The 21,045-nt window shown below is 62.1% G+C and carries 21 protein-coding genes; 10 read left to right on the top strand and 11 right to left on the bottom strand.

Features of this window, described 5'->3' with window-relative positions; all coding sequences use genetic code 11:
• Positions 1-29 precede the first annotated feature (29 nt).
• The 3 genes from LOY22_RS14930 (at position 30) to LOY22_RS14920 (ending at position 2,914) form a co-directional block, all read left to right on the top strand.
• Complete coding sequence (locus LOY22_RS14930) at positions 30-407, top strand: response regulator (protein ID WP_093381910.1); 378 nt, start codon at positions 30-32, stop codon at positions 405-407.
• A gap of 106 nt (positions 408-513) precedes the next feature.
• Positions 514-2,274 (top strand): PAAR domain-containing protein, encoded by a 1,761-nt coding sequence (locus LOY22_RS14925; RefSeq protein ID WP_258593731.1) that lies wholly within the window; start codon positions 514-516, stop codon positions 2,272-2,274.
• A complete protein-coding gene (locus LOY22_RS14920; RefSeq protein WP_258593730.1) occupies positions 2,267-2,914 on the top strand; it encodes a DUF2931 family protein in 648 nt (215 codons plus the stop codon). Before LOY22_RS14925 ends, LOY22_RS14920 begins: the two co-directional genes overlap by 8 nt.
• A gap of 1 nt (position 2,915) precedes the next feature.
• On the opposite strand, the gene LOY22_RS14915 is transcribed toward LOY22_RS14920, so the two are convergent.
• Genes LOY22_RS14915 through LOY22_RS14905 form a run of 3 tightly spaced genes read right to left on the bottom strand, consistent with a single transcriptional unit; the run spans position 2,916 to position 5,568 of the window.
• The gene (locus LOY22_RS14915; RefSeq protein ID WP_045198063.1) at positions 2,916-3,509 is read right to left on the bottom strand and encodes a TetR/AcrR family transcriptional regulator; all 594 of its coding nucleotides are present in this window, start codon (positions 3,507-3,509) and stop codon (positions 2,916-2,918) included.
• Positions 3,510-3,520: 11 nt separating this feature from the next.
• Positions 3,521-4,369, bottom strand: a complete 849-nt coding sequence (locus tag LOY22_RS14910; protein ID WP_195884325.1) for a 3-hydroxybutyryl-CoA dehydrogenase — start codon at positions 4,367-4,369, stop codon at positions 3,521-3,523.
• A gap of 14 nt (positions 4,370-4,383) precedes the next feature.
• Entirely contained in the window at positions 4,384-5,568 is a 1,185-nt protein-coding gene (locus LOY22_RS14905; RefSeq protein WP_258593729.1) for an acetyl-CoA C-acyltransferase family protein, read from the bottom strand.
• Positions 5,569-5,738: 170 nt separating this feature from the next.
• Here LOY22_RS14905 and LOY22_RS14900 point away from each other — a divergent pair, with 170 nt between their 5' ends.
• Positions 5,739-6,770 (top strand): AraC family transcriptional regulator, encoded by a 1,032-nt coding sequence (locus LOY22_RS14900; RefSeq protein ID WP_258593728.1) that lies wholly within the window; start codon positions 5,739-5,741, stop codon positions 6,768-6,770.
• Here the strand turns inward: LOY22_RS14900 and LOY22_RS14895 are convergent.
• The 3 genes from LOY22_RS14895 to LOY22_RS14885 all read right to left on the bottom strand — a co-directional run bounded on the left by LOY22_RS14895 (position 6,739) and on the right by LOY22_RS14885 (position 10,131).
• Complete coding sequence (locus tag LOY22_RS14895) at positions 6,739-8,268, bottom strand: catalase (protein ID WP_093381921.1); 1,530 nt, start codon at positions 8,266-8,268, stop codon at positions 6,739-6,741. The genes LOY22_RS14900 and LOY22_RS14895 overlap by 32 nt on opposite strands.
• A 160-nt stretch (positions 8,269-8,428) precedes the next feature.
• Positions 8,429-9,313, bottom strand: coding sequence for a dihydrodipicolinate synthase family protein (locus tag LOY22_RS14890; RefSeq protein ID WP_258593727.1), 885 nt, complete (start codon positions 9,311-9,313; stop codon positions 8,429-8,431).
• Between the two features lie 35 nt (positions 9,314-9,348).
• Positions 9,349-10,131: an aldolase gene (locus LOY22_RS14885; RefSeq protein ID WP_045198075.1), complete on the bottom strand. Its 783-nt coding sequence runs from the start codon at positions 10,129-10,131 to the stop codon at positions 9,349-9,351.
• A 160-nt stretch (positions 10,132-10,291) separates the two neighbouring features.
• Between LOY22_RS14885 and LOY22_RS14880 the strand changes: the two genes are divergently transcribed.
• Positions 10,292-10,828 (top strand): helix-turn-helix domain-containing protein, encoded by a 537-nt coding sequence (locus tag LOY22_RS14880; RefSeq protein WP_258593725.1) that lies wholly within the window; start codon positions 10,292-10,294, stop codon positions 10,826-10,828.
• A 5-nt stretch (positions 10,829-10,833) separates the two neighbouring features.
• Complete coding sequence (locus tag LOY22_RS14875; RefSeq protein ID WP_258593723.1) at positions 10,834-11,619, top strand: AraC family transcriptional regulator; 786 nt, start codon at positions 10,834-10,836, stop codon at positions 11,617-11,619.
• On the opposite strand, the gene LOY22_RS14870 is transcribed toward LOY22_RS14875, so the two are convergent.
• Positions 11,608-12,195, bottom strand: a complete 588-nt coding sequence (locus LOY22_RS14870) for a LysE family translocator (protein WP_258593722.1) — start codon at positions 12,193-12,195, stop codon at positions 11,608-11,610. The genes LOY22_RS14875 and LOY22_RS14870 overlap by 12 nt on opposite strands.
• A 181-nt stretch (positions 12,196-12,376) precedes the next feature.
• On the opposite strand from LOY22_RS14870, the gene LOY22_RS14865 reads away from it, so the two are divergent.
• Together LOY22_RS14865 and LOY22_RS14860 are read left to right on the top strand one after the other, a co-directional pair.
• The gene (locus LOY22_RS14865; protein ID WP_258593721.1) at positions 12,377-13,087 is read left to right on the top strand and encodes an SDR family oxidoreductase; all 711 of its coding nucleotides are present in this window, start codon (positions 12,377-12,379) and stop codon (positions 13,085-13,087) included.
• A gap of 201 nt (positions 13,088-13,288) precedes the next feature.
• Positions 13,289-14,860, top strand: a complete 1,572-nt coding sequence (locus tag LOY22_RS14860; RefSeq protein WP_213604223.1) for a TerC family protein — start codon at positions 13,289-13,291, stop codon at positions 14,858-14,860.
• Here the strand turns inward: LOY22_RS14860 and rarD are convergent.
• Together rarD and LOY22_RS14850 are read right to left on the bottom strand one after the other, a co-directional pair.
• Positions 14,823-15,710 (bottom strand): EamA family transporter RarD, encoded by an 888-nt coding sequence (gene rarD / locus LOY22_RS14855; protein WP_093381935.1) that lies wholly within the window; start codon positions 15,708-15,710, stop codon positions 14,823-14,825. The genes LOY22_RS14860 and rarD overlap by 38 nt on opposite strands.
• Positions 15,711-15,771: 61 nt before the next feature.
• On the bottom strand, positions 15,772-17,343 hold the full coding sequence (locus LOY22_RS14850; protein WP_093381937.1) for a cyclic diguanylate phosphodiesterase: 1,572 nt from the start codon (positions 17,341-17,343) through the stop codon (positions 15,772-15,774).
• A 325-nt stretch (positions 17,344-17,668) separates the two neighbouring features.
• Here LOY22_RS14850 and hppD point away from each other — a divergent pair, with 325 nt between their 5' ends.
• Entirely contained in the window at positions 17,669-18,745 is a 1,077-nt protein-coding gene (hppD, locus tag LOY22_RS14845) for a 4-hydroxyphenylpyruvate dioxygenase (RefSeq protein WP_258593719.1), read from the top strand.
• 63 nt (positions 18,746-18,808) lie between these two features.
• Here the strand turns inward: hppD and LOY22_RS14840 are convergent, their stop codons facing one another.
• Positions 18,809-19,597 (bottom strand): CSS-motif domain-containing protein, encoded by a 789-nt coding sequence (locus LOY22_RS14840; protein WP_093381939.1) that lies wholly within the window; start codon positions 19,595-19,597, stop codon positions 18,809-18,811.
• Positions 19,598-19,734: 137 nt separating this feature from the next.
• Positions 19,735-20,430: a type 1 glutamine amidotransferase domain-containing protein gene (locus LOY22_RS14835; protein ID WP_093381940.1), complete on the bottom strand. Its 696-nt coding sequence runs from the start codon at positions 20,428-20,430 to the stop codon at positions 19,735-19,737.
• A gap of 154 nt (positions 20,431-20,584) precedes the next feature.
• Between LOY22_RS14835 and LOY22_RS14830 the strand changes: the two genes are divergently transcribed.
• Positions 20,585-21,043, top strand: a complete 459-nt coding sequence (locus LOY22_RS14830) for a nucleoside deaminase (protein WP_258593717.1) — start codon at positions 20,585-20,587, stop codon at positions 21,041-21,043.
• The last annotated feature ends 2 nt before the right edge of the window (positions 21,044-21,045 follow it).

Genomic DNA, 21,045 nt, shown 5'->3' with positions numbered 1-21,045 from the left:
CTGAATATTTTATCGAACAAGGCATTGGCATGAGTGAAGATGCGCAAGACGTAGTACTGGTGGTCGAAGACGAGCCAGTGATTCGCATGATTCTCGAGGACTACCTCAAGGGCGAGGGTTACCACGTGCTGGTGGCGGAGAACGGTGAGCAAGCTTTCAAGATTCTCGCGAGCAAGCCGCACCTGGACCTGATCGTCACCGATTTTCGTTTGCCGGGAGGAATCACCGGGGTGCAGATCGCCGAACCTGCGGTGAAGATGCGCCCGGACCTGAAGGTGATCTTCATCAGTGGCTACCCGGCGGAAATTCGCGAATCAGGCAGCCCGATCGCCTTCAAGGCGCCGATCCTGGCCAAGCCGTTCGACCTGAACAGCTTGCGCGAGCAGATTCAGGAGCAATTGCGCTAGGAGCCTGCTGACTCTTCCCACGCCATCCAGCATGGCTGGCTGATATTCCCCGCCGAGTAAAAAGCGTCCGATAGCATCCTTGTGAGTCGCCACAGGGAGTCGGCGCATGCGCTTTATCGTTCGCCAGGGAGACGCCACCAGCACCGGTGGTGAAGTACGCAATGGCTGCGCAAAGCACCCGCTTGGCGGTCGGCCCATCGCCCGCATGGGCGACCCGGTGTATTGCCCTCGCTGCCAGCGTACCGGCGAAATTGCCCAGGGCAACCCGGCCTACCGGGTAAGCGGCCAGGCGGTGGCCGGCGAAGGTCACCTGGTGCGTTGCGCCTGCCCTTATGGCAGCCACGCGCTGATTGCCAGCCAGCGGCGCGCACGCATGGGCCTGACCACCACCGGGCGAACGCTACCGCCCGCTATTGCCCTCGAAGAAGAGGAGGAAGAGGTCGAGGCAGACAATGGCGTCACCCTGCGTATTGGCGTGTTCTTTGATGGCACGGGTAACAACCTCGCCAACAGCGCCACCGTCGCCCAGTGTTTTGCCCGCGATGTAGAGCTGGCAGAGGAGGCCGAGGAAGTGCGTCGCCATTGCGCCAGGTATGGCTATGACGGCCAGGGGAGTGTGCCGGATGACAGCTACGGCAATGACATGACCAATGTCGCGCGGTTGTATGAGTTGTATCAGGATCGGGTGTGGGGTGATGAACAGCAGGGCAGGCGCCAGGTGGTGCTCAAGGTCTATATCGAAGGGGTCGGCACTACGAGCGGGGGCAAGGATTCCGCTCTTTCTCAGGCAACCGGTCGATACGGGACAGGGGTGATTGCTCGGGCAGAACAGGCACACGCCGAGGTCTTGAATCAGGTCAACATTTGGTTTGATGAAAATCCTCAGGCAAAAGTATCCGAACTGCAATTTGACCTGTTTGGCTTCAGTCGAGGCGCTGCCGCGGCGAGGCACTTTGCTAACAGTCTTCACAGGGGCAAGCGCGGCGGTCTGGCTGCACGCTGGCCGGTGCGCGTCAAACTTTCTGATGACTTCGACTGGAACTCAAAACGTCATTTGAGCATTCAGTTTATTGGCCTGTTTGATTCTGTTGCAGCGATTGTTGCGGTTCTTCGCGGTAACTTCAGTCCGGCGAACGCTAACTACTCTGGTGTGGAAATGGGCCTCAAGGCAGGTGTTGCCCATAAGGTCGTACAACTGGTGGCAAGGGATGAGCGGCGCAAAAATTTCCCTCTGACCCGAACCGATAATGATATCGAGGTGCCTGGTGCGCACTCTGATGTCGGTGGAGGTTACCTGCCACGTATGCGAGAAAAAGTCTTGCTGTCCAGGCCGCGTAGCAGTGTCGAGCTACGTAGCCTGGCCAACGAACGGAGCCAGTCCTATCTAAAAGTACAGGAAGATTACTTGCGCAATCGCTCGAAGTGGGAACGCCTGAAGTTGCAAATGAACATAGTTACATGGTCGGTGGACCTGCCCTTTATTCCCAATCGAGACGCACACCCGTACAAGCGTGTATTTGCCTTTATTCGATGTGAGCGCGATGTGTTTGCCGATTTATCGTGGGTCTATTTGCGCATTATGCGCGAACTTGGCATACGAAGTGGTGTGCCGTTCCATGAAATTGGTGATCAACCGGACTTGCCCGATGAGCTTCAGGGGATTGCAGCGAAACTGACCGCTTATGCGCTAGGCGATCGGGCCAGTACTGGGCTCACCCCTGATGAAGAGACATTATTGCGTACTCGATACATTCATCTGTCCAGCCATTGGAACCCCCTGGGTTATCTAGTACGCGACAGCACAGAAGTGGTGTTTATCCATAGGCCGAATGCAAACGGTCAACGCACGGCATTACCCAATGAGTAGTACCTGGCGAGTCGTGCTGCTGCTCACTGCTTTGCTGCTTGCAGGGTGTGCAGGTCAAGACAGTATTCGGCTGCCTGCTGGCCCATGGTATTTGGGTTTTGTGGCGCCTACCCACATGGCCGTGTGGATTGAGACTGCCGATGTGCTGGACATCAAGGACCGCGGGTTCAGACGAGTCATGGGCGGGAACGCCAGAATGGATTTTACATTCAAGCCTGAGGATGGTTGGTCAACGCGCACGGGAGTGGGGTCGGGAAAATATGTATCGGGCAGTGATCTGCCCAAGTTGATTTATGTTCGCTGGCAATCATTGGCCGAAGCACAGACCTACGAAGTAGTCATTGAGATTCCTGAGGCAACGCGCCACAGCATGTTGAAACCTGAGCGCGCCTATTGTCGTTTGAATGATCGAGTCATCGATAACTACCGTACATACGTGACCATCGGCCTGGCCCCTGGCGGTGTCGCCCAAACCTGGCTGCGTGGAGTTTGCCTTGGGCGCATCAAGGTGACTCGAACGGTCGGTCGCATAGTGCCACTGGGACCGGACCTGGGGCGCTCCAGCGTTGGCTACCTACCCCTGGAACCCGAATCCCAAGCCTACATCGACGCCCACGGTATCCCCTATGGCGCCTGGTAAGTCAGGCCATCGAGTTCAGGCTTTCACCGCGCAGGGTCCGCTCGATTCCGCCCAGCAGCATGCTTTCCATCAGCGCCAGGCCCTGGGCCTGGGGCAGTTGCGAGGCTTGCAGCCAGCCGGGCAGGCTGTTGAGCAGGTTGGCGATGACATGGGCGGTGGCTTGCAGTGCCTTGCCGTGCAGAGTTGCCTTGGGCGCCAGCAGGCGCAGCAGGGCGCTTTCATACTGTTGACGCAGTTGGCCGATGCGCGCTTGCTGCTCGACACTCAAACAGCACAGGTCACGCTCGGCCAGGCGAAACTGCAGCGGCCGCTCGGCATGCAGGCTCCAGTGCGCGGCAATCACCTCGCCGAGGGTCTGCTGCTGGCTGCGCCGCCCCGGGTTAAGGGTGGCCAGTAGCTCCTCGAACAACTCCTCGATGAGGTCGAACAGCAAGTGCTGCTTGCTCGGGAAGTGGTGGTACAAGGAGCCTGCAGTCAGGCCCAGGTGGGCGGCCAGTTCGCGCATGCTGACCTGGCCGAAACCCTTCTCGGCGAACAGCTCCAGGGCCTTGTCACGCCGCTCTTCAAAGTTCGCACAACGCAAAGCGGCGTCCATGGCAGGGCTCCCTAGTAGGTGAAAAAGCCGCGACCGCTTTTACGCCCCAGGTAGCCGGCGGCAACCATTTCCTTGAGCAGCGGAGCAGGGCGGTACTTGCTGTCGTTGTAACCTTCGTGGAAGGCTTCGATGATTGCCAGCAGGGTGTCGAGGCCGATCAGGTCGGCCAGGGCCAGCGGGCCGATCGGCTGGTTGCAGCCAAGGCGCATGCCGGTGTCGATGTCTTCGGCGCTGGCCAGACCTTCCTGGAGCACGAAGATCGCCTCGTTGATCATCGGCACCAGGATGCGGTTGACCACAAAGCCCGGGCGATTGCCGGCGCTGATCGGGGTCTTGCCGACCTTTTCGGTCAGGGCCAGGGCCTTGGCGTAGGTGGCGTCACTGGTTTGCAGGCCGCGGATGATCTCGACCAGGGCCATCATCGGCACCGGGTTGAAGAAGTGCACGCCAACAAAGCGCTCCGGCTGGCTGACCGCCGCGCCCAACTGGGTGATCGACAGCGACGAGGTGTTGGTGGCGATCACGCACTGGTCGCTGACGCTGGCGGCGATCTGCTTGAGGATGCGCAGCTTGAGCTCGAGGTTCTCGGTGGCCGCCTCGATCACCAGTTCGGCCTGTTGCAGTTGCGCGTAGTCGGTGCTGGTGCGGATGCGTGCCACGGCGGCTTCGGCATCTTCTGCGGCCAGGGTCTGCTTGCTGACCTGGCGCTCGAGGTTCTTGCGCAGGGTGGCCAGGCCGCGCTCCAGGGCGGCGTCGGAAACGTCGATCAAGGTGACCTGGTAACCGGCAACCGCACAGACCTGGGCAATGCCATTGCCCATGGTGCCGGCGCCGATTACTGCAATGTTCTGAATACTCACTTTTAAATCCTTGCTCAGACGCGTTCGAAGACGATGGCGATACCCTGGCCGCCGCCGATGCACATGGTTGCCAAGGCGTAGCGGCCCTGGATGCGCTGCAGTTCATGAATGGCCTTGGTGGCGATGATCGCCCCGGTGGCGCCGACCGGATGGCCGAGGGAGATGCCCGAGCCGTTGGGGTTGACCTTTTCCGGGTCGAAGCCCAGTTCACCGGCAACCGCGCAGGCCTGGGCGGCAAAGGCTTCGTTGGATTCGATCACGTCGAGGTCGGCAACGCTCAGGCCGGCCTTGTCGAGCACCTTGCGAGTCGCCGGTACCGGGCCCAGGCCCATCAGCTCAGGTTCGACGCCGGCGTGTGCGTAGGCCACCAGGCGTGCCAGCGGCTGCAGGTTGTGGCGCTTGACGAAGTCACCTGTGGCCAGCACCAGGGCGCCGGCGCCGTCGTTCAGGCCGCTGGCATTACCGGCGGTGACCGTACCGTCCTTCTTGAACACCGCCTTCATGCCGGCCAGTTGCTCTGCGGTGACTTCGCCGCGCACATGTTCATCCACCTCGAAACGCACCGGGCCTTTGCGGCTGGGGATCTCGATCGGCACGATCTGGCTGGCGAAGCGGCCCTCGGCGATGGCGCGGGCGGCGCGGCGCTGGCTGGTCAGGGCCAGTTCGTCCTGCATCTGGCGGGTGATGCCATTGCGTTCGGCGACGTTTTCCGCGGTGATACCCATATGAAAGCCGGCGAACGGGTCGTGAAGGATGCCGAGCATATAGTCGATGCCCTGCAGGTCACCCATGCGTGCGCCCCAGCGGGCTTGCGGGAGCAGGTAAGGGCCGCGGCTCATGGATTCGGCGCCAGCGGCGACCACTGCTTCAGCGTCGCCCAGCAGCAGGCTTTGCGCCGCCGAGACAATGGCCTGCAGGCCCGAGCCACACAGGCGGTTGACGTTGAACGCCGGGGTTTCCTTGGGAATGCCGGCGTTCATGGCCGCTACCCGCGCCAGGTAGGCGTCGCGCGCCTCGGTCGGAATCACGTTGCCCATGACCACATGGCCGATCTGCTCGGGGGCAACGCCTGCACGTTCGATGGCGGCACGGGTCACGCTGCTGGCCAGGTCCGCCAGGGGCAGGTCCTTGAGGGCGCCGCCGAAGCTGCCGATGGCCGAGCGTACAGCGCTGACTACATAGATGTCCGGGGTACTCATGATCGACTCCAGTGTGCGAAAGCGTGGCGGGGCAGGCCCGGCGTCTGCCAGAATGCTGCCCGCAGCCACCTTCAGGGTGGCTTCGAGTCTAGGCAAAGCCTGCGTACGGGCCTATGCCATAACTGTCCAGTGACACTGGTATTTTTTGCCACACCCTTGCGGAATCCGCCATGCGGGAAAACGATACAGTCGCCGTCTATTTCGTCCATACCATGCTCCATGCCCTGCGCGCGCAACCGGCGCGGGCGGCGGCGCTGCTGGTCGAAGCCGGAATCGACCCGGCGGTGCTCCAAGCGCCTGGCGCACGGGTGCCAGCGTCTGCGTTTGCACGCCTGTGGTTGCTGCTGATCGAGACCCTTGACGACGAATTCTTCAACCTCGACAGCCATGGCATGCCGTTGGGCAGCTTTGCCCTGATCTGCCGCGGGCTGATCCAGGAGCCGAACCTGGAAAGGGCGCTGCGCCAGTGCCTGAACAACTTTGCGTTGTTCCTGCGCGATATCCGCGGGCAGTTGACGATCAAGGGTGGGCGCGCGGTGATCAGCCTGCGCACTGGCATCGAAGATCCGCTGACCCGGGTCTACGCCGAGGAAACCTTTCTCGCCCTGGTGATCAGCCTGGCGTGCTGGCTGGTCGGGCGACGCGTGGTCATCGATCGAACGGCACTGGCCGACACACGCCCGGCCCAGGACGATGACCCGTTGCTGTGGGGCGCCAACGTGCAGATGGGCGGTGGCCGTACCGAGATCGAGTTTGCCGCCGATTACCTGCGCCTGCCGGTGGTCCAGGACCTGGCGGCGCTGAAGACCTTCCTGCGCAGCGCACCGCAGTGGCTGGTGATTCGCTACCGCAACCAGAATGGCCAGGTGGCTCAGGTGTACCGTTATCTGCGTGCCCGCCGGTATGGCCAGTGGCCGACCCTGCTGGCCATGGCCGAACGCCAGGGCCTGAGCCCCAGCAGCTTTCGCCGCCAGCTGGAGCGCGAGGGCCGTTCGTACCAGCAGATCAAGGATGAAGTGCGTCGGGCCATGGCCTTTGAGTGCCTGCGCCAGACGCACCTGAGTATTGCCGAAGTCGCCGAGCACACCGGCTTCCAGGAGCCCAGTGCGTTCCACCGGGCGTTCAAGAAATGGACCGGCGAGAGCCCCGGCAGTTACCGCCAGCGCATGCTCAGTCCCGCAGCTGCGCTGCCAGTTGCTTGACCCTTACCAGGTCGCCACCGGCAACCTTGGCCACGCCCTTGCCATAGGCAGGGTCGGCCTTGTACAGGTACGCGAGGATGAGGTGCTTGCTTTCGTCGTCGCTGCTGGCCAATGAGCCACCGAAGCTATTGATCAGGTCGCGGCGGTCGTTGGCGCTATAGGAGCGGAACAGCTCGCCGGCCTGTTTGAAGTTCTGCTGACGCTCGATGCCTTGCTGCTGGGTGCTGCCGCTCAAGGGTTGCTGGCTGTAACGTGCCGACTCAGTCGGGGGGCGTGGCATCAGGCGGCTGGGCTCGTAGTTGACCCCGCTGACACTACGCGCGCTGTTAAGGGCACCATCCTGATTGGCGTTATTGATCCTGACCCTGGGCTGATTGATTGGCAAACCGGCGGCATTGGCGCCGACCCGGTACATCTGGGTGTCGGCATAGGAGAACAGCCGGCCTTGCAGCAGGCGGTCTTCCGAAGGCTCGATGCCCGGCACCAGGTTGGAGGGCGCCAGGGCCACCTGCTCGGTTTCCTGGAAGAAGTTGCCGACATTGCGGTTGAGTACCATCTGCCCGACTTTTTGTTCAGGCACATCTGGCCAGATCTTGGTCGGGTCCAGTGGGTCGAAGTCAAAACCGGCGAGCTGCTCGGGCTTGAGCGTCTGGATATACAGGTCCCACTTCGGATGATCACCACGATTGATCGAATTGACCAGGTCGTTGGTCATGTGGCTGAAGTCATGCCCCTGAATCTTGGCCACTTCGCCAGGGCTCAGGTTTTTCTGACCTTGTAGGGTTTTCCAGCGAAACTTCACGTAGGTGATTTCGCCATCGCGGTTGACGAACTTGTAGGCATGCACGCTGTTGCCATCCATGTGCCGGTAGCTCAGCGGCGTGCCTTCGTTGGAGTAGAGCAACGTCAGGGTGCGGGTGGCTTCGGGCATGTGCGAGAGCAGGTCGAAGCGGCGCGCGTCGTTGCCAAGGTTGGTGCGCGGGTCGGGCTTGAAGGCGTGAACCATGTCCGGGAACTTGATGGCATCACGAATGAAGAAGGTCGGGAAGTTATTGCCGACCAGGTCCCAGTTGCCATCAGTGGTGTAGAAACGTGTGGCAAAGCCGCGCGGGTCGCGCAGGGTTTCCGGGGAATGAAGGCCGTGCACCACCGAGGAGAAGCGCACGAACACCGGGGTTCGCTCCCCCGGGGTGAATACCTTGGCCTGGGTCAGTGCGGAAATATCGGCGCTGGCGGTGAACTCGCCATGGGCACCGGTACCGCGGGCATGCACCACACGCTCGGGCACCCGCTCGCGATCAAAACGCTGCAGCTTCTGGATCAACTGCACGTCCTGCAGCAGGGTGGGGCCGGTACTGCCAGCGGTCTGCGAGTTCTGGTTGTCGCCCACCGGGGCGCCATTGTCGCGAGTTAGCGGGGCGGCGAATGCCGTGCTGGCAATCAATACGGCCGAGGCGAGTACGCCCAGCGTAAAGCCTGAAAAACGTCGGGTGCTCATGGTGACTGTCCTGTCATGGGTTAGAGCAGCCGATGATAGAAACGGCAGGACAACAGCCCCAGATGGGCTTTCTTCAAGCAGTGTCGGACTTCTCCGGAACTGCTGGGTGACTCTGCACCGGTCCCCGGCACTGTTGCAGTGCCGGGTTGTTACGGTCGTCCTACAGCATTTGTTTGAGCAGTTGTTGCAAGTGCGCCTGACCTGCGTTGTCGAGGGCAAATACCGGCCGCCGCGGCTCACCCACCGGCAAACCGGTCATGCCCAGACCGGCCTTGATGGTTGCCGGCAGGCCACCTTTGAGGATGAACTCCAGCAGCGGCAATTGACGGTAGAACACCGCCTTGGCTGTGCCCAGGTCGTTGGCCTGGACGGCCTGGTAAAGCTGCTGATTGAGGGCCGGGATCAGGTTCGCAGCGGCGGTGCACCAGCCGCTGGCGCCGGCCACGAAGGCTTCCAGGGCCAGCGGGTTGCAGCCGTTGTAGAACGGCACCTTGCCTTCACCCAGTAGCTGCAGCTTGTGCATGCGCTGGATGTCGCCGGTGCTCTCCTTGACCATGGTGACGTTTTCGACCTCGCGCACGATGCGCAGGATCAGCTCCACCGACATGTCGGTACCGCTGGTGGCCGGGTTGTTGTAGAGCATGATCGGCAGCTCGATGCTGGCGCCGATGGCCCGGTAGTGCTCGAGTATCTCCTCCTCGGTGAGCTTCCAGTAGGCGGCCGGCAGCACCATCACCGCGTCGGCGCCGTGTTCCTGGGCAAAGCGCGCGCGGCGAATGGCACCGGTGGTGGTCAGGTCGGAGACGCTGACGATGGTCGGTACTCGCCCGGCGATCTGGCGCAGGCTGAAGGCGGCTACCTGCTGCCATTCCAGATCGCTCAGGTAGGCGCCTTCGCCGGTGCTGCCCAGTGGCGCAATGGCGTGAACGCCACCCTCGATCAGGCGCTCGATCGAGCGGCCCAGGGCCTCGAGGTCAAGCTGTTCGCCGTCGGCGCTGAACGGGGTGATGGTGTAGCCGATGATGCCGTGAAAAGTCTTGGACATGAAATCTACTCCGCAAGGTCAGTGACAGGCTTGGTTCAGTTCAGGCAGTCGCCATGTACCCGCAGGCATTGGCGCGCATAGTAGTTGAAGGCGGCGCTGTGGCGCTTGGGCCGGGAGATCCAGTCATGGGCTTCGCGGCCCAGTTGCGGGGCAATCGGTTTGATGCTGCCGGCGGCCATGGCCAGCAGTTGCAGCTTGGCGGCGCGCTCGATCAACTGGGCGATCACGCAGGCTTCCTCGATGCTGGCACCGGTCGACAACTGGCCGTGGTGCGACAGCAGGATGGCGCGCTTGTCGCCCAGTGCGGCGCTGATGATCTCGCCTTCTTCGTTGCCCACCGGCACGCCGGGCCAGGCCTCGAGGAACGCGCAATCGTCGTACAGCGGGCAGAGGTCCATGTGCGAGACCTCAAGTGGCACTTCCAGCATCGACAGGGCGGCGACGTGGGTCGGGTGGGTGTGGATGATGCAGTGCACATCCGGGCGGGCACGGTACACCCAGCTGTGGAAGCGGTTGGCCGGGTTGGGCATGCCCTGGCCTTCGAGCACGTCCAGGTCTTCGTTGACCAGCAACAGGTTGCTGGCGGTGATTTCGTCGAAACCCAGGCCCAGTTGCTGGGTGTAGAAGGTGCCTGGCTGCGGGCCGCGGGCGCTGATCTGCCCGGCCAGGCCGGAGTCGTGGCCGTTGTCGAACAGAATCCGGCAGGTCAGTGCCAGCTTTTCGCGCACAGTCCACGTATTATCGGCAAGCGAGCCTTGCATCTGCTTAAGGGCCTGCTGGATCAGTTGGTCCTTGGGGAGTGCCATTGTCTTGGCCATGGGGCTATCCTCGGTGGCGTGATGGAGTGTCACGGCTGGCCCACCCCGGTTGCTTGGAAGGTGACGGGGTGGTCAACTGAATGACACAATCAAGGCTATATGACACAAGGTGTCATTAGCAAGAAAATACTTGCCCATGGCATTGGGAAAATCGCGTCACATGTCTATCCGATTGAAACTGTTGAGAAAAAAACTGGGTATTACCCTGGAGGCGCTGGCTGATACGGCTGGCATGACCAAGAGTTACCTGTCCAAGGTCGAGCGCGGCTTGAATACGCCCTCCATCGCTGCAGCGTTGAAGCTGGCGCGTGCCTTGAACGTCAATGTCGAGGAGCTGTTTGCCGAAGACCAGCCAGGCCAGGCCCGTTACAGCCTGGTGCGCAGCCATGAACGCCAGGCGGTGTCGGGGCAGGGGCCGGGTTATTCGGTGCTGGCCAAGCAGATCGGCAGCCGCAGCCTGCTGCCGTTCATCATCAGCCCGCCGCCGGAGTTCAGCGATGCCTCGTTCAAGGAGCACCTTGGCGAGGAGTTTCTGTTCGTCCATGAAGGCCAGGTCGAGGTCGACTTCATGAACGAGCGGGTGATCCTCGAGCGTGGCGATGCCCTGTATTTCAACGCCCAGACCCCGCACCGCCTGCGTTCGTTGGGGCCGGTGCAGGCCCAGTTGCTGGTGGTGGTGCACGACGCCGAGGGCTGAAGCCTATGCACGCAAATTCGCGATTCTGGCGTGACCCGGCGCTGCCCTTCGTTGAAGTGCGCAGCGTCGCCGATGGTCGCAAGGTCTGTTACGCGGCGCATTCGCACGAGAGTTTCTCGATTGGTGCGATTACCGCAGGGCGCAGCACCTACATCAGTGGCGATCGCCAGCAGCAAGTGGCTGCCGGCACCGTGGTGCTGATGAACCCCGGAGTGGTGCACACCTGCAACCCTATCGCGGGCGAGCCCTGGTCCTACTTGATGCTGTTCATCGACTGGGCCTGGTTGCAGGGCCTGGGTTTCTCGCCGCTGGCGGCTGTCAGCAGCACCGAGGCGGGGCTGTTCGATGATTTGCTGCAGCTGTTTGCCGTGCTGCTGGATGAGCAGCAGCTGCCAGTTGGCAAAGAGGCGGCACTGCGAGTGTTTTGCAGCGCACTGCGCCTGCGCCTGGGCGAAAGCGCAAGCGCGCTGGGCCAGGGCGACCCGCGCCTGCTGGCCGCAGCCGAATTCATCCGCGCGCACTGCACCGAGCCTTTGCGCCTTGAAGACATCAGCCGCGCTGCCGGCTTGTCCGCGTCCTACCTGATCCGTGCGTTCAAGCAGCAGTTCGGCTTGACGCCCCATGGCTACCTGCTCGATCAACGGGTGCAGTATGCCCGTGCCCAGTTGCGCCGCGGGCGGTTGATCGCCGAGGTGGCACTGGAGGCAGGTTTCGCCGACCAGGCGCACTTGCAGCGAGCCTTCAAGCGCCACCTGGCGGCGACGCCTGGGCACTATCGTTCAGCCCACTAGCAGGTACAGCGCGCTGGCCAGCAACAGCAGCGCCAGGCAGCGGTTGAACCGGCGCATACGCTGGGCATTGCTCAGGGAGTGGCTGATTGCACTGCCGGCCCAGGCCCAGCTGGCAATCGACAGAAAACAGATTACCAGGTAGATCGCGCTGAACTGCCACAACCGGCGGCTATCGCCCTCGCCGACATAGGCGCCGATGCCGGCCACGCAGGCCAGCCAGGCCTTGGGGTTGAGCCATTGCAGGGTGGCACCGGCGAGCACCGAGGGTGCGCTCGTAGCGCCGCCAGCGCCCAGTTCGCCGTTGTCGCTGGCCAGTTTCCAGGCCATGTACAGCAAGAACACCACGCCGGCCCAGTGCAACACTTGGGTCATGGCCGGCCAATGGCGCAACAACTCGTGCAAGCCAAGGCCGATCAGCACCAGCAGCAGAATAAAGCCGAGGGTTGCGCCGCTGACATGCCGCAAGCTGGCGCGAAAGCCGTGGCGGGCGCCGGCGCTCAGGGCGACGATATTGACCGGGCCGGGAGAGATTGAGGCGGCCAGGGCGAAGGCGGCCATTGATAACATCAGGCTCATGAGGGGTATCCAGCAGTGGAAGACCGACACAGCCTAAGGCGCGGCGAATGGCCGGGTATTGAAGAAAATTACCCTGGATATCTTCAAGCAATGGTTACAGGTGCTTGGCGTACAGCCTGGTTTTTCCCTGATTGCTCGCAGAGCAAGATGTAATCACTTTCAAGCACAGGCAGTGATCATCATGTACAACGCTCATCAATCCTTGTTGCACCAGACCGTGCTGGTGCTCGGCGGCGCCAGCGGTATCGGCGCGGCGGTAGCGCGCCAGGCCAGGGCACGTGGTGCACGGGTCATCGTTGCCAGCCGCCAGGCGGTAAGCCCGGGTGAGGGGATCGAGGCATGTGTTGCCGATATCACCGATATCCGGGCGCTGCAGGCGCTGTTTGCCGGCGTTGGCACCGTCGATCATCTGGTGATCAGCGCTGGCCCCGCCGTGCAGGCCAGGCCCCTGGCGCAGAGCGACCTGCAACTGGCGCGCGAGGCTTTCGAGGTGAAGTTCTGGGGCGCCTTGCAGGCGATCCAGCTGGCGTTGCCGCACCTTTCTGCGCACGCCAGCATCAGCCTGACCTCGGGGTTGCTGTCACGCAAGTTCGTCGCCGGGCAGATGATCAAGACCACCCTCAATGCGGCGCTCGAAGCCCTGGCCAGGCAACTGGCCAAGGAGCTGGCGCCACGCCGGGTCAACGTTGTCAGCCCGGGGCTGACCGAAACCGAAGCCTACGCCGGGATGGACGGCGAGTCGCGGCAGGCGATGTTCGCCCGCGCCGGCGCGGGCCTGCCGGTCGGACGGGTGGGGGCGGCGGATGAAGTGGCGGCCGGGTATCTGCTGGCCATGGAGAACGGCTTCATGACCGCCAGCGTCATTGATATCGATGGTGGTGGGTTGATTTAGGCAGTTGTGGGAACGGGCGGGTACAGAATTTGAAATAGTTTCGCGCTGTGAGAAAAGCCTGCTGCAATTGTAGGATCACATCCCCAATTGATTTCAGGTTGATATGACTTCGTTCTCGGAGCCTCCCAGTACCCGGCCGTCCCGGCCATTCTCCCGTCCTTGCGACGTTTCCCGCCCGTTCTCGCACATGAGTAATCGCCCATGGAATGGCTAGCCGACCCCACGGCCTGGCTGGGCCTTGCCACGCTGATTGTGCTGGAACTGGTACTGGGTATCGACAACCTGGTGTTCATCGCCATCCTCGCCGACAAACTGCCGCCCCATCAGCGCGACCGCGCGCGGGTGATCGGCCTGTCGCTGGCGCTGATCATGCGCCTGGGCCTGCTGGCCAGTATCTCGTGGATGGTGACCCTTACCGCGCCGCTGTTCGAGGTGTTCGGCAAGAGCTTCTCCGGGCGCGATCTGATCATGCTCTTCGGTGGTGTGTTCCTGTTGTTCAAGGCCACCATGGAGTTGCACGAGCGCCTCGAAGGCCACGTTGCGCAGAACACCGGCAGTGTGCGCCATGCCGCGTTCTGGCCGATCGTCGCGCAGATCGTGGTGCTCGATGCAGTGTTCTCCCTCGACGCGGTGATCACCGCCGTGGGCATGGTCGAAGAGTTGTCGATCATGATGATCGCGGTGATCTTCTCCATCGGCATCATGATCGTTGCCAGCAAGCCGTTGACCCGCTTCGTCAACAATCACCCGACGGTGATCATGCTGTGCCTGGGCTTCTTGATGATGATCGGCTTCAGCCTCACCGCCGAGGGCCTGGGCTTTCATATTCCGAAAGGCTACCTGTACGCGGCCATTGGCTTCTCGATTCTGATCGAGCTGTTCAACCAGCTGGCCCGGGCGCGGCGCAAGCGCAGCCTGCAGCAACACCGGCCGCTGCGTGAGCGCACCGCCCACGCGGTCCTGCGCCTTTTGGGCGGGCGCCGGGTCGAGGCTGATGATGTCGGCGAGGAGATTGCCGACCTGGTCGAAGGTGGCGAAGAACAGGTGCTGTTCGACCGCCGCGAACGGGTGATGATCAGCGGCGTGCTGAACCTGGCCGAACGGCCGATCAAGACGGTGATGACGGTGCGCGCCGAGGTCGATGCCATCGACCTGGCGCAGCCGGCCGAGGCGATTCGTACCGCACTGATGCATTCGTCCTACTCGCGCCTGCCGTTGATTCGTGACGGGCGTATCGAAGAACCGCTGGGCTTCGTGCACAAGAAGGAGCTGCTCAAGGAACTGCTGGCCGGTAATCAGCCTGACCTCGAGAGCCTGGCCCGGGCGCCGGTGAACCTGCTGGAGAGTTTCAGCATCCTCAACGCCCTGGAGCAGATGCGCAACCAGTCGACGCACATTGCCTTCGTGGTCAACGAGTTCGGTGATTTCACCGGGGTGCTGACCATGACCGACATCCTTGAGTCCATCGCCGGTGAACTGCCCGATGCCAGTGAGGTGGAAGGCCCGGGCATCGTCGAGGACGGCCACGGCTTTGTCGTCAGCGGCGCCCTTAACCTCAGCCAGATCCAGGCACGCACCGGTTTTGCCGCCAAGCCCACCGAGGACTACCAGACCCTCGCCGGCCTGGTCATGAGCCTGCTCGATCGCTTGCCGATGGTCGGCGACAGCCTGGTGTGGAACAACTGGCAAATGACCGTGGTCGCGGTGGAGGAGCGCCGCGTGCGCCAGGTGCGCCTTACACCGAACGCCGCCGTTGACGCAGCAGGTGCCTGACGCCTTCGGCGATCAATACCAGCACCGCCAGCCAGATCGGCAGGTAGGTCAGCCACTGGTCGGGGCCGATGGTCTCGCCCAGCAGCAGGGCCACGGCCACCAGCAGCACCGGCTCGACATAGCTGAGCAGGCCGAACAGGCTGAAGGCCAGCAGGCGGCTGGCCAGCACATAGCAGATCAGCGCCAGGGCGCTGATCACCCCAAGCAGCGGGATCAGGCCGTACAGCCCCGGATGCGCGGCCAGGTCCTCGGCTGACAGCGGCCCCTGGATGACAAAGTACAGCGCCGCCGGCAGCAGCAGGCACATGTCGGCCCACAAACCGCCAAGGTGATCGGTCGCGCATTTGCGCCGCAGCACGAAGTACAGCGGGTAGCCTGCGGCGACCAGCAAGGTCTCCCAGGCAAAGCTGCCGTGTTGGTAGAGCTCATGGCCGACACCGGTCATCGCACAGGCTACCGCGAGTTTCTGCAGCCGCGACAATTGTTCGCCATACACCAGGCGGCCGGTCAGGACCATGGTCAGCGGCAACAGGAAGTAGCCCAGCGACACTTCCAGGCTGCGTCCGTGCAACGGCGCCCAGAGGAACAGCCAGAGCTGCACGCCCATCAATGATGAAGTACCCAGCAGGCCGAGCAACAGCAGCGGCGTGCGCCTAACCCGCGCGAGCAAGCCGGTGACCAGCGGCCAGTCGCGGGTAAACAGCATGAACAGGGTAACGCAGGGCAAGGTCAGGAGCATGCGCCAGCCGAACACCTCCTCGCCATCGAGCGGGGTGAGCAGCGAGGTGTAGTAGTACATCACGGCAAACAGGAACGAGGCCGTGACCGATGTAATGATGCCTTTTGACACAAATGCCTCGGTTACAGAAGAAAACAGAGCGGGGAACCCGCCATGATCTCAGGGCGCAGGCCTAACCGGCAACCTTCGCGACCTGCGGCGCGGTTTCGGCCTGGGCTGCCAGGGCGGCGACAAAGTCCTCGATCGGCATCGGCCGGGCAAACAGGTAACCCTGCTGGAAATCGACATTGTGGCGCGCCAGGTAATCGCGCTGGGTTTCGTTCTCGACGCCTTCGGCGACGATGCCCAGCTCAAGCTTGGCCGACAGTTCGATAATGCTGTCGAGAATGTGCAGCGACAACGCATCGACCCCGATCAGGGCGACGAAGCTTTGGTCAATCTTCAGGTAATCGACCTTGAACTGGCGCAAGTAGCTGAGGCTGGACTGGCCGGTGCCAAAGTCGTCGATGGCGATCATCACCCCCAGTTCGTGGAGTTTGCCGAACAGCGTCTGGGTAACTTCGCTGGGGGCAATAAGCTTGCGTTCGGTCAGCTCCAGGGTCAGCAATACCCGGCCAGGCGGGAAGGCGCCGAGAAAGGCCCGGCAGTCGTCGTACAGGGCCAGGTCCTGGCAATGATCGGCGGTGATGTTGATGCCGACATGAAAACCCTCGCCCATCAATGCGGCATGCGGCGCCAGCAATTGCGCAGTGCGCTGCATGAGCATGCGCGTCATCGGTACGATCTGGCCGCTGTGCTCGGCGTAGGGAATGAACAGGTCGGGGCGCACCAGACCGTCGCGCGGGTGCTGCCAGCGCATCAGCACTTCGGCGCCGGCCCAGCGGTAGTCGCCCTTGCGCACCACCGGCTGGAAGTACGGCAAGAACTCGTTGGCTTCCATGGCCCGCTGCAGCTCGGCCCGTGGGGAGCTGGCACGGCGCAGCATCCAGCGGCATACGGTACCGGCAATCACCCCGAGAAACACCAGCAGGCCGAACAGGGCAGGATATTCATCGCGCATTACCTGGCCGACCTTGCCTGGCGCATAACCGCTGTGGATCGAGAACGGGTAGTGGCTGGAGGTCAGGCGCACTGGCGCAACCTCAGCGGCGGGGGCGATCCCTTCATGGACCAGGCCGTCCTTGCCCATCCAGTAACGGCCCACCTGTAGCAGCAACTGGGTCTGCGGGCCGATCAGGCGCAGGGCGGTCAGCAGGTGGTCACCATCGACGGTAGTGATGGCGCCGCGCTCGCCTTCATAGACCCGATACACCAGCAATGGGTGGCCAGGAGTCACCGAGTTGCCGTTCATCAGCCAGAGCTTGCCGTCGACATAGTCGCTGGCATTGACCGGTTCGCTGTAGGGGCCGAACAGCGAGCTGCAATACAGCTCGTTGCGGTACACCAGGTTGGTCGAGCGTACGAACGAGCGGCGGGTGACCTGGTCGCGCAGGGCCAGTTTCTCTTCCACGCACGGCATTCCGGCCAAGGGCAGCAACGACCTGGCTGCGCCAGAAATGTTGTCGAGGATCAGCTCTACCTGGGCCACCACCTGCTGCGCCGTGGCGCGGCTGCGGGCGTCCAGCTCACGCTGGGCCTGCAGGTGCATGATCAGCAGCCCGCACAGCACCGGTAGGGCGCCAACCGCCCAGGGCAGCAGGGCACGCAGGGTCCAGCGTCCGGGGCGTTTTACCGTGAGCGGCATGGCGGCTAACCTGTACAAGCGGGGGAATGAAAACGGCTGTGTGCCTAGGATAGCCGTTCGTCGCCGCTCGGGCGTCAACTAAAGTGCGGACAAAACGGTTTACGCACTGTAGAATCCCGTTACGCATACAATAATAAGGTTCTCCACCTTCGGGGAATCAACCCGCCGAGAATGGGTCCATATGAAGTGTCATGGGTTCAAGCTGATCTATGGTGACTACCTCGCCAGAAGTGTGAGGGGCATCTCTTGCGCGCCACCACGCCTGCTCGACATCGATAGCAATTAACGACCGTTATTTACCCGCTTTGATGATGAGGAAACGAGCATGGCTGATATCTTTGAAAACCCGATGGGCCTGATGGGCTTTGAATTCATCGAGTTCGCATCGCCGACCCCGGGCGCCCTGGAACCGATCTTCCAGATCATGGGCTTCACCAAGGTGGCTACCCACCGTTCCAAGGACGTGCATCTGTACCGCCAGGGCGGTATCAACCTGATCCTGAACAACGAACCGAAAAGCGTCGCCTCGTACTTTGCCGCCGAGCATGGTCCGTCGGTGTGTGGCATGGCCTTCCGTGTGCGTAACGCCCACGAAGCCTACGCCCGCGCCCTGGAGCTGGGTGCCCAGCCGGTCGAGATCGAAACCGGGCCGATGGAGCTGCGTCTGCCGGCGATCAAGGGCATTGGCGGTGCGCCGCTGTACCTGATCGACCGTTTCGAGGAAGGCAGTTCGATCTATGACATCGACTTCAACTTCATCGAAGGTGTCGATCGTCACCCGGTCGGTGCGGGCCTGAAGATCATCGATCACCTGACCCATAACGTTTATCGCGGGCGCATGGCCTACTGGGCCGGTTTCTACGAGAAGCTGTTCAACTTCCGCGAAATCCGTTACTTCGACATCAAGGGCGAATACACCGGCCTGACCTCCAAGGCCATGACCGCGCCGGATGGCATGATCCGCATCCCGCTGAACGAAGAGTCGTCCAAGGGCGCCGGGCAGATCGAAGAGTTCCTCATGCAGTTCAACGGCGAGGGCATCCAGCATGTGGCCTTCCTCAGCGACAACCTGCTCGAGAGCTGGGATGCCCTGAAAAAGCTCGGCATGCGCTTCATGACCGCGCCGCCAGAAACCTACTACGAGATGCTCGAAGGGCGTCTGCCGGGCCATGGCGAGCCGGTCGGCGAACTGCAGGCCCGTGGCATCCTGCTCGATGGCTCCTCCGCGGCCGGTGACAAGCGTCTGCTGCTGCAGATCTTCTCCGAAACCCTGATGGGCCCGGTGTTCTTCGAGTTCATCCAGCGCAAGGGTGACGATGGCTTCGGCGAAGGCAACTTCAAGGCCCTGTTCGAGTCGATCGAGCGTGACCAGGTCCGTCGTGGCGTACTCAGTACCGACTGATCCGGACCGTCACTGAAAAAGGCCATTGAGCAAACGCTCAATGGCCTTTTTTCATGGTGGAGCTCACGCTGTTTTTCGTCGTTGCCTGAACAGCCCCCAGTAGGCCACGGCGCAGGTGATAATGCCGACCAGAAGCAGGGAAGGCGCTGTGGAGGCCATGGCCTGGCTGAGCATCTTGCGGGTGTGGCCATCGGGGTAGCCGGCGTGGACGGTGTAGCCGTACTTCTCCGAGACCATGCGCTGGCTGTCTTCTTCATGGTTGGGTACCTGCTCGGCGCTGCCACTGCCGGTTGCCCAGACAAAATCGCTGCCGAACTGCAGGGCCAGGACAATGGCGTTCTTGAAGCCCTGCAGTTCTGTTTGCAGGGAGCGCGCATCGCTGATGGCGATGACGCCCATGGGATATTCCTGCAGGCGGTAGTGCAGCACCGGCATGTCCGGGGTGATTTCGTTGCGCGAGTCCAGGCGCAGGCGCTGGTTGAAGTAGCTGCCCGGGTCGATTGCCGTGTCGATGCTGCCGAGCAGGGTGCTGCAGTAGGCACGGTTTTCCCGGGTCAGCACCAGCGAGCGCACGCTTGGCTGCCTCAGCGCTTCCTGGCGCAGAGTCGGGAGGATTTTCTCGCAGGGTTGCCCGACCAACCCGAGCACAGTATTGCTGGAGCCGTGCATGGCATCGAAGACCCGGTCGATAGCATAGATAGCCTCGACCACAGACACCTCGGCGGTTTCTTCCTGCTTGCGCTCGACCTGCAGGGCCAACACCAGAAGGCCACAGGCCACGGGCGCCAGGCCGATCAGCAGGGTTATCAGAAACTCGAGCAGGCTGCGGCCGGCAAGACGGGTTGGAGCCATGAGTGCACCTCTATGCTGAACAAGAGCCCGACCTTCCTGGTCGGGTGACACTCGTCAGCATAAAGAGCGCAATCAGCGGCGGATGTAGGCCGTGTTTAACCTGGGTGCAGTACCCATCGGCAATCTGGGTAGGCGCCTCAGCGCTTTTTCAGTGCGGCCACTACCAGGTCAGCCACCGCGCCCCCGGAGGCGGGATTCTGTCCGGTAATCAAGCGTCCGTCTTTCTGGTCGGCGATGGCGAAGGCCTGCCACGGCTCTTCTGCCTTGCGGTACAAACCGCCGCGGGCCTTGAGCTCGGTTTCGGTGAGGTAAGGCACCACTTTGTCCAGTTCGGCCAGTTTCTCTTCAGTATCGGAAAAGCCGGTGACCTCGCGATCCTTGACCAGCAAGGTGTTGTCACTGAGCTTGATATTGAGCAGGCCGACCGCGCCATGGCACACCGAGGCCACCACGCCGCCGGCCTCGAAGATGCGCCGGGCCAGGTCCTGCAGCTCGCTGCTGTCGGGGAAGTCCCAGATCACCCCATGACCGCCGGCATAATAAATGGCGCTGTAGTCCTGGGCCTTGACCTCGCCGGGGCTCAGGGTTTTGCCCAGGCGGTTCATGAACGCCTTGTCCTGGTACCACTGCCAGTCGATATCCGCGGCCATCTGCAGGCTGTGCGGGTCAATCGGCACGTAACCGCCGCTGGGGCTGAGGTAATCGACCTTGTAACCGGCCTTTTCGACCTTGTCGACAAAGTGCACCGCCTCGCCCAGCCACAATCCGGTGGCGCGCTTCAGCGTCGGGTATTTGGCCGTATTGGTCAGCACCACCAGTATTTTCTTGCTCATCGCAACGCTCCCTATACTGGAACGGACCCGGACTGCCCAGGTCGCAGAGGAGAAACCTGTTCAGCATAGTAGTGACTGGCATGGATGCCATTCCTTGCTGGCGGTATGCTAGCCTGCGAAGAAAACCGCTTTGCAACAGGGAGTCGACCAACCGATGAGCACGTTGAACCAAGACGTAGATGCGTTCATGCAGGCTGCTATCGATGAGGCCCAACTGGGCCGCGAAGAAGGCGGCATACCGATCGGTTCGGTGCTGGTACACAATAACCAGATCATCGGCCGTGGCCACAACCGCCGGGTACAGAAGGGCAGCGCGATCCTGCACGGCGAAATGGACGCTCTGGAAAACGCCGGCCGCCAGCCGGCCAGGGTATATCGCGAGGCGACCCTGTACACCACTTTGTCGCCATGTCCGATGTGCAGCGGGGCGATCCTGCTGTATGGCATCAAGCGCGTGATCGTTGGTGAAAACCAGACCTTCCTGGGTGAGGAAGCGCTGCTCAAGGCGCGCGGCGTCGATGTGCAAGTGCTGCACAATGATAACTGCGTCAAGATGATGCGCGATTTTATCCAGGACAGCCCCGAACTCTGGAACGAAGATATCGGCGTTTAGGT

This window comes from Pseudomonas sp. B21-035 (assembly GCF_024748945.1).
Lineage (GTDB): Bacteria > Pseudomonadota > Gammaproteobacteria > Pseudomonadales > Pseudomonadaceae > Aquipseudomonas.
Note: the sequence above shows the minus strand (reverse complement) of the source record. Positions and strands in the feature narration are given on the sequence as shown.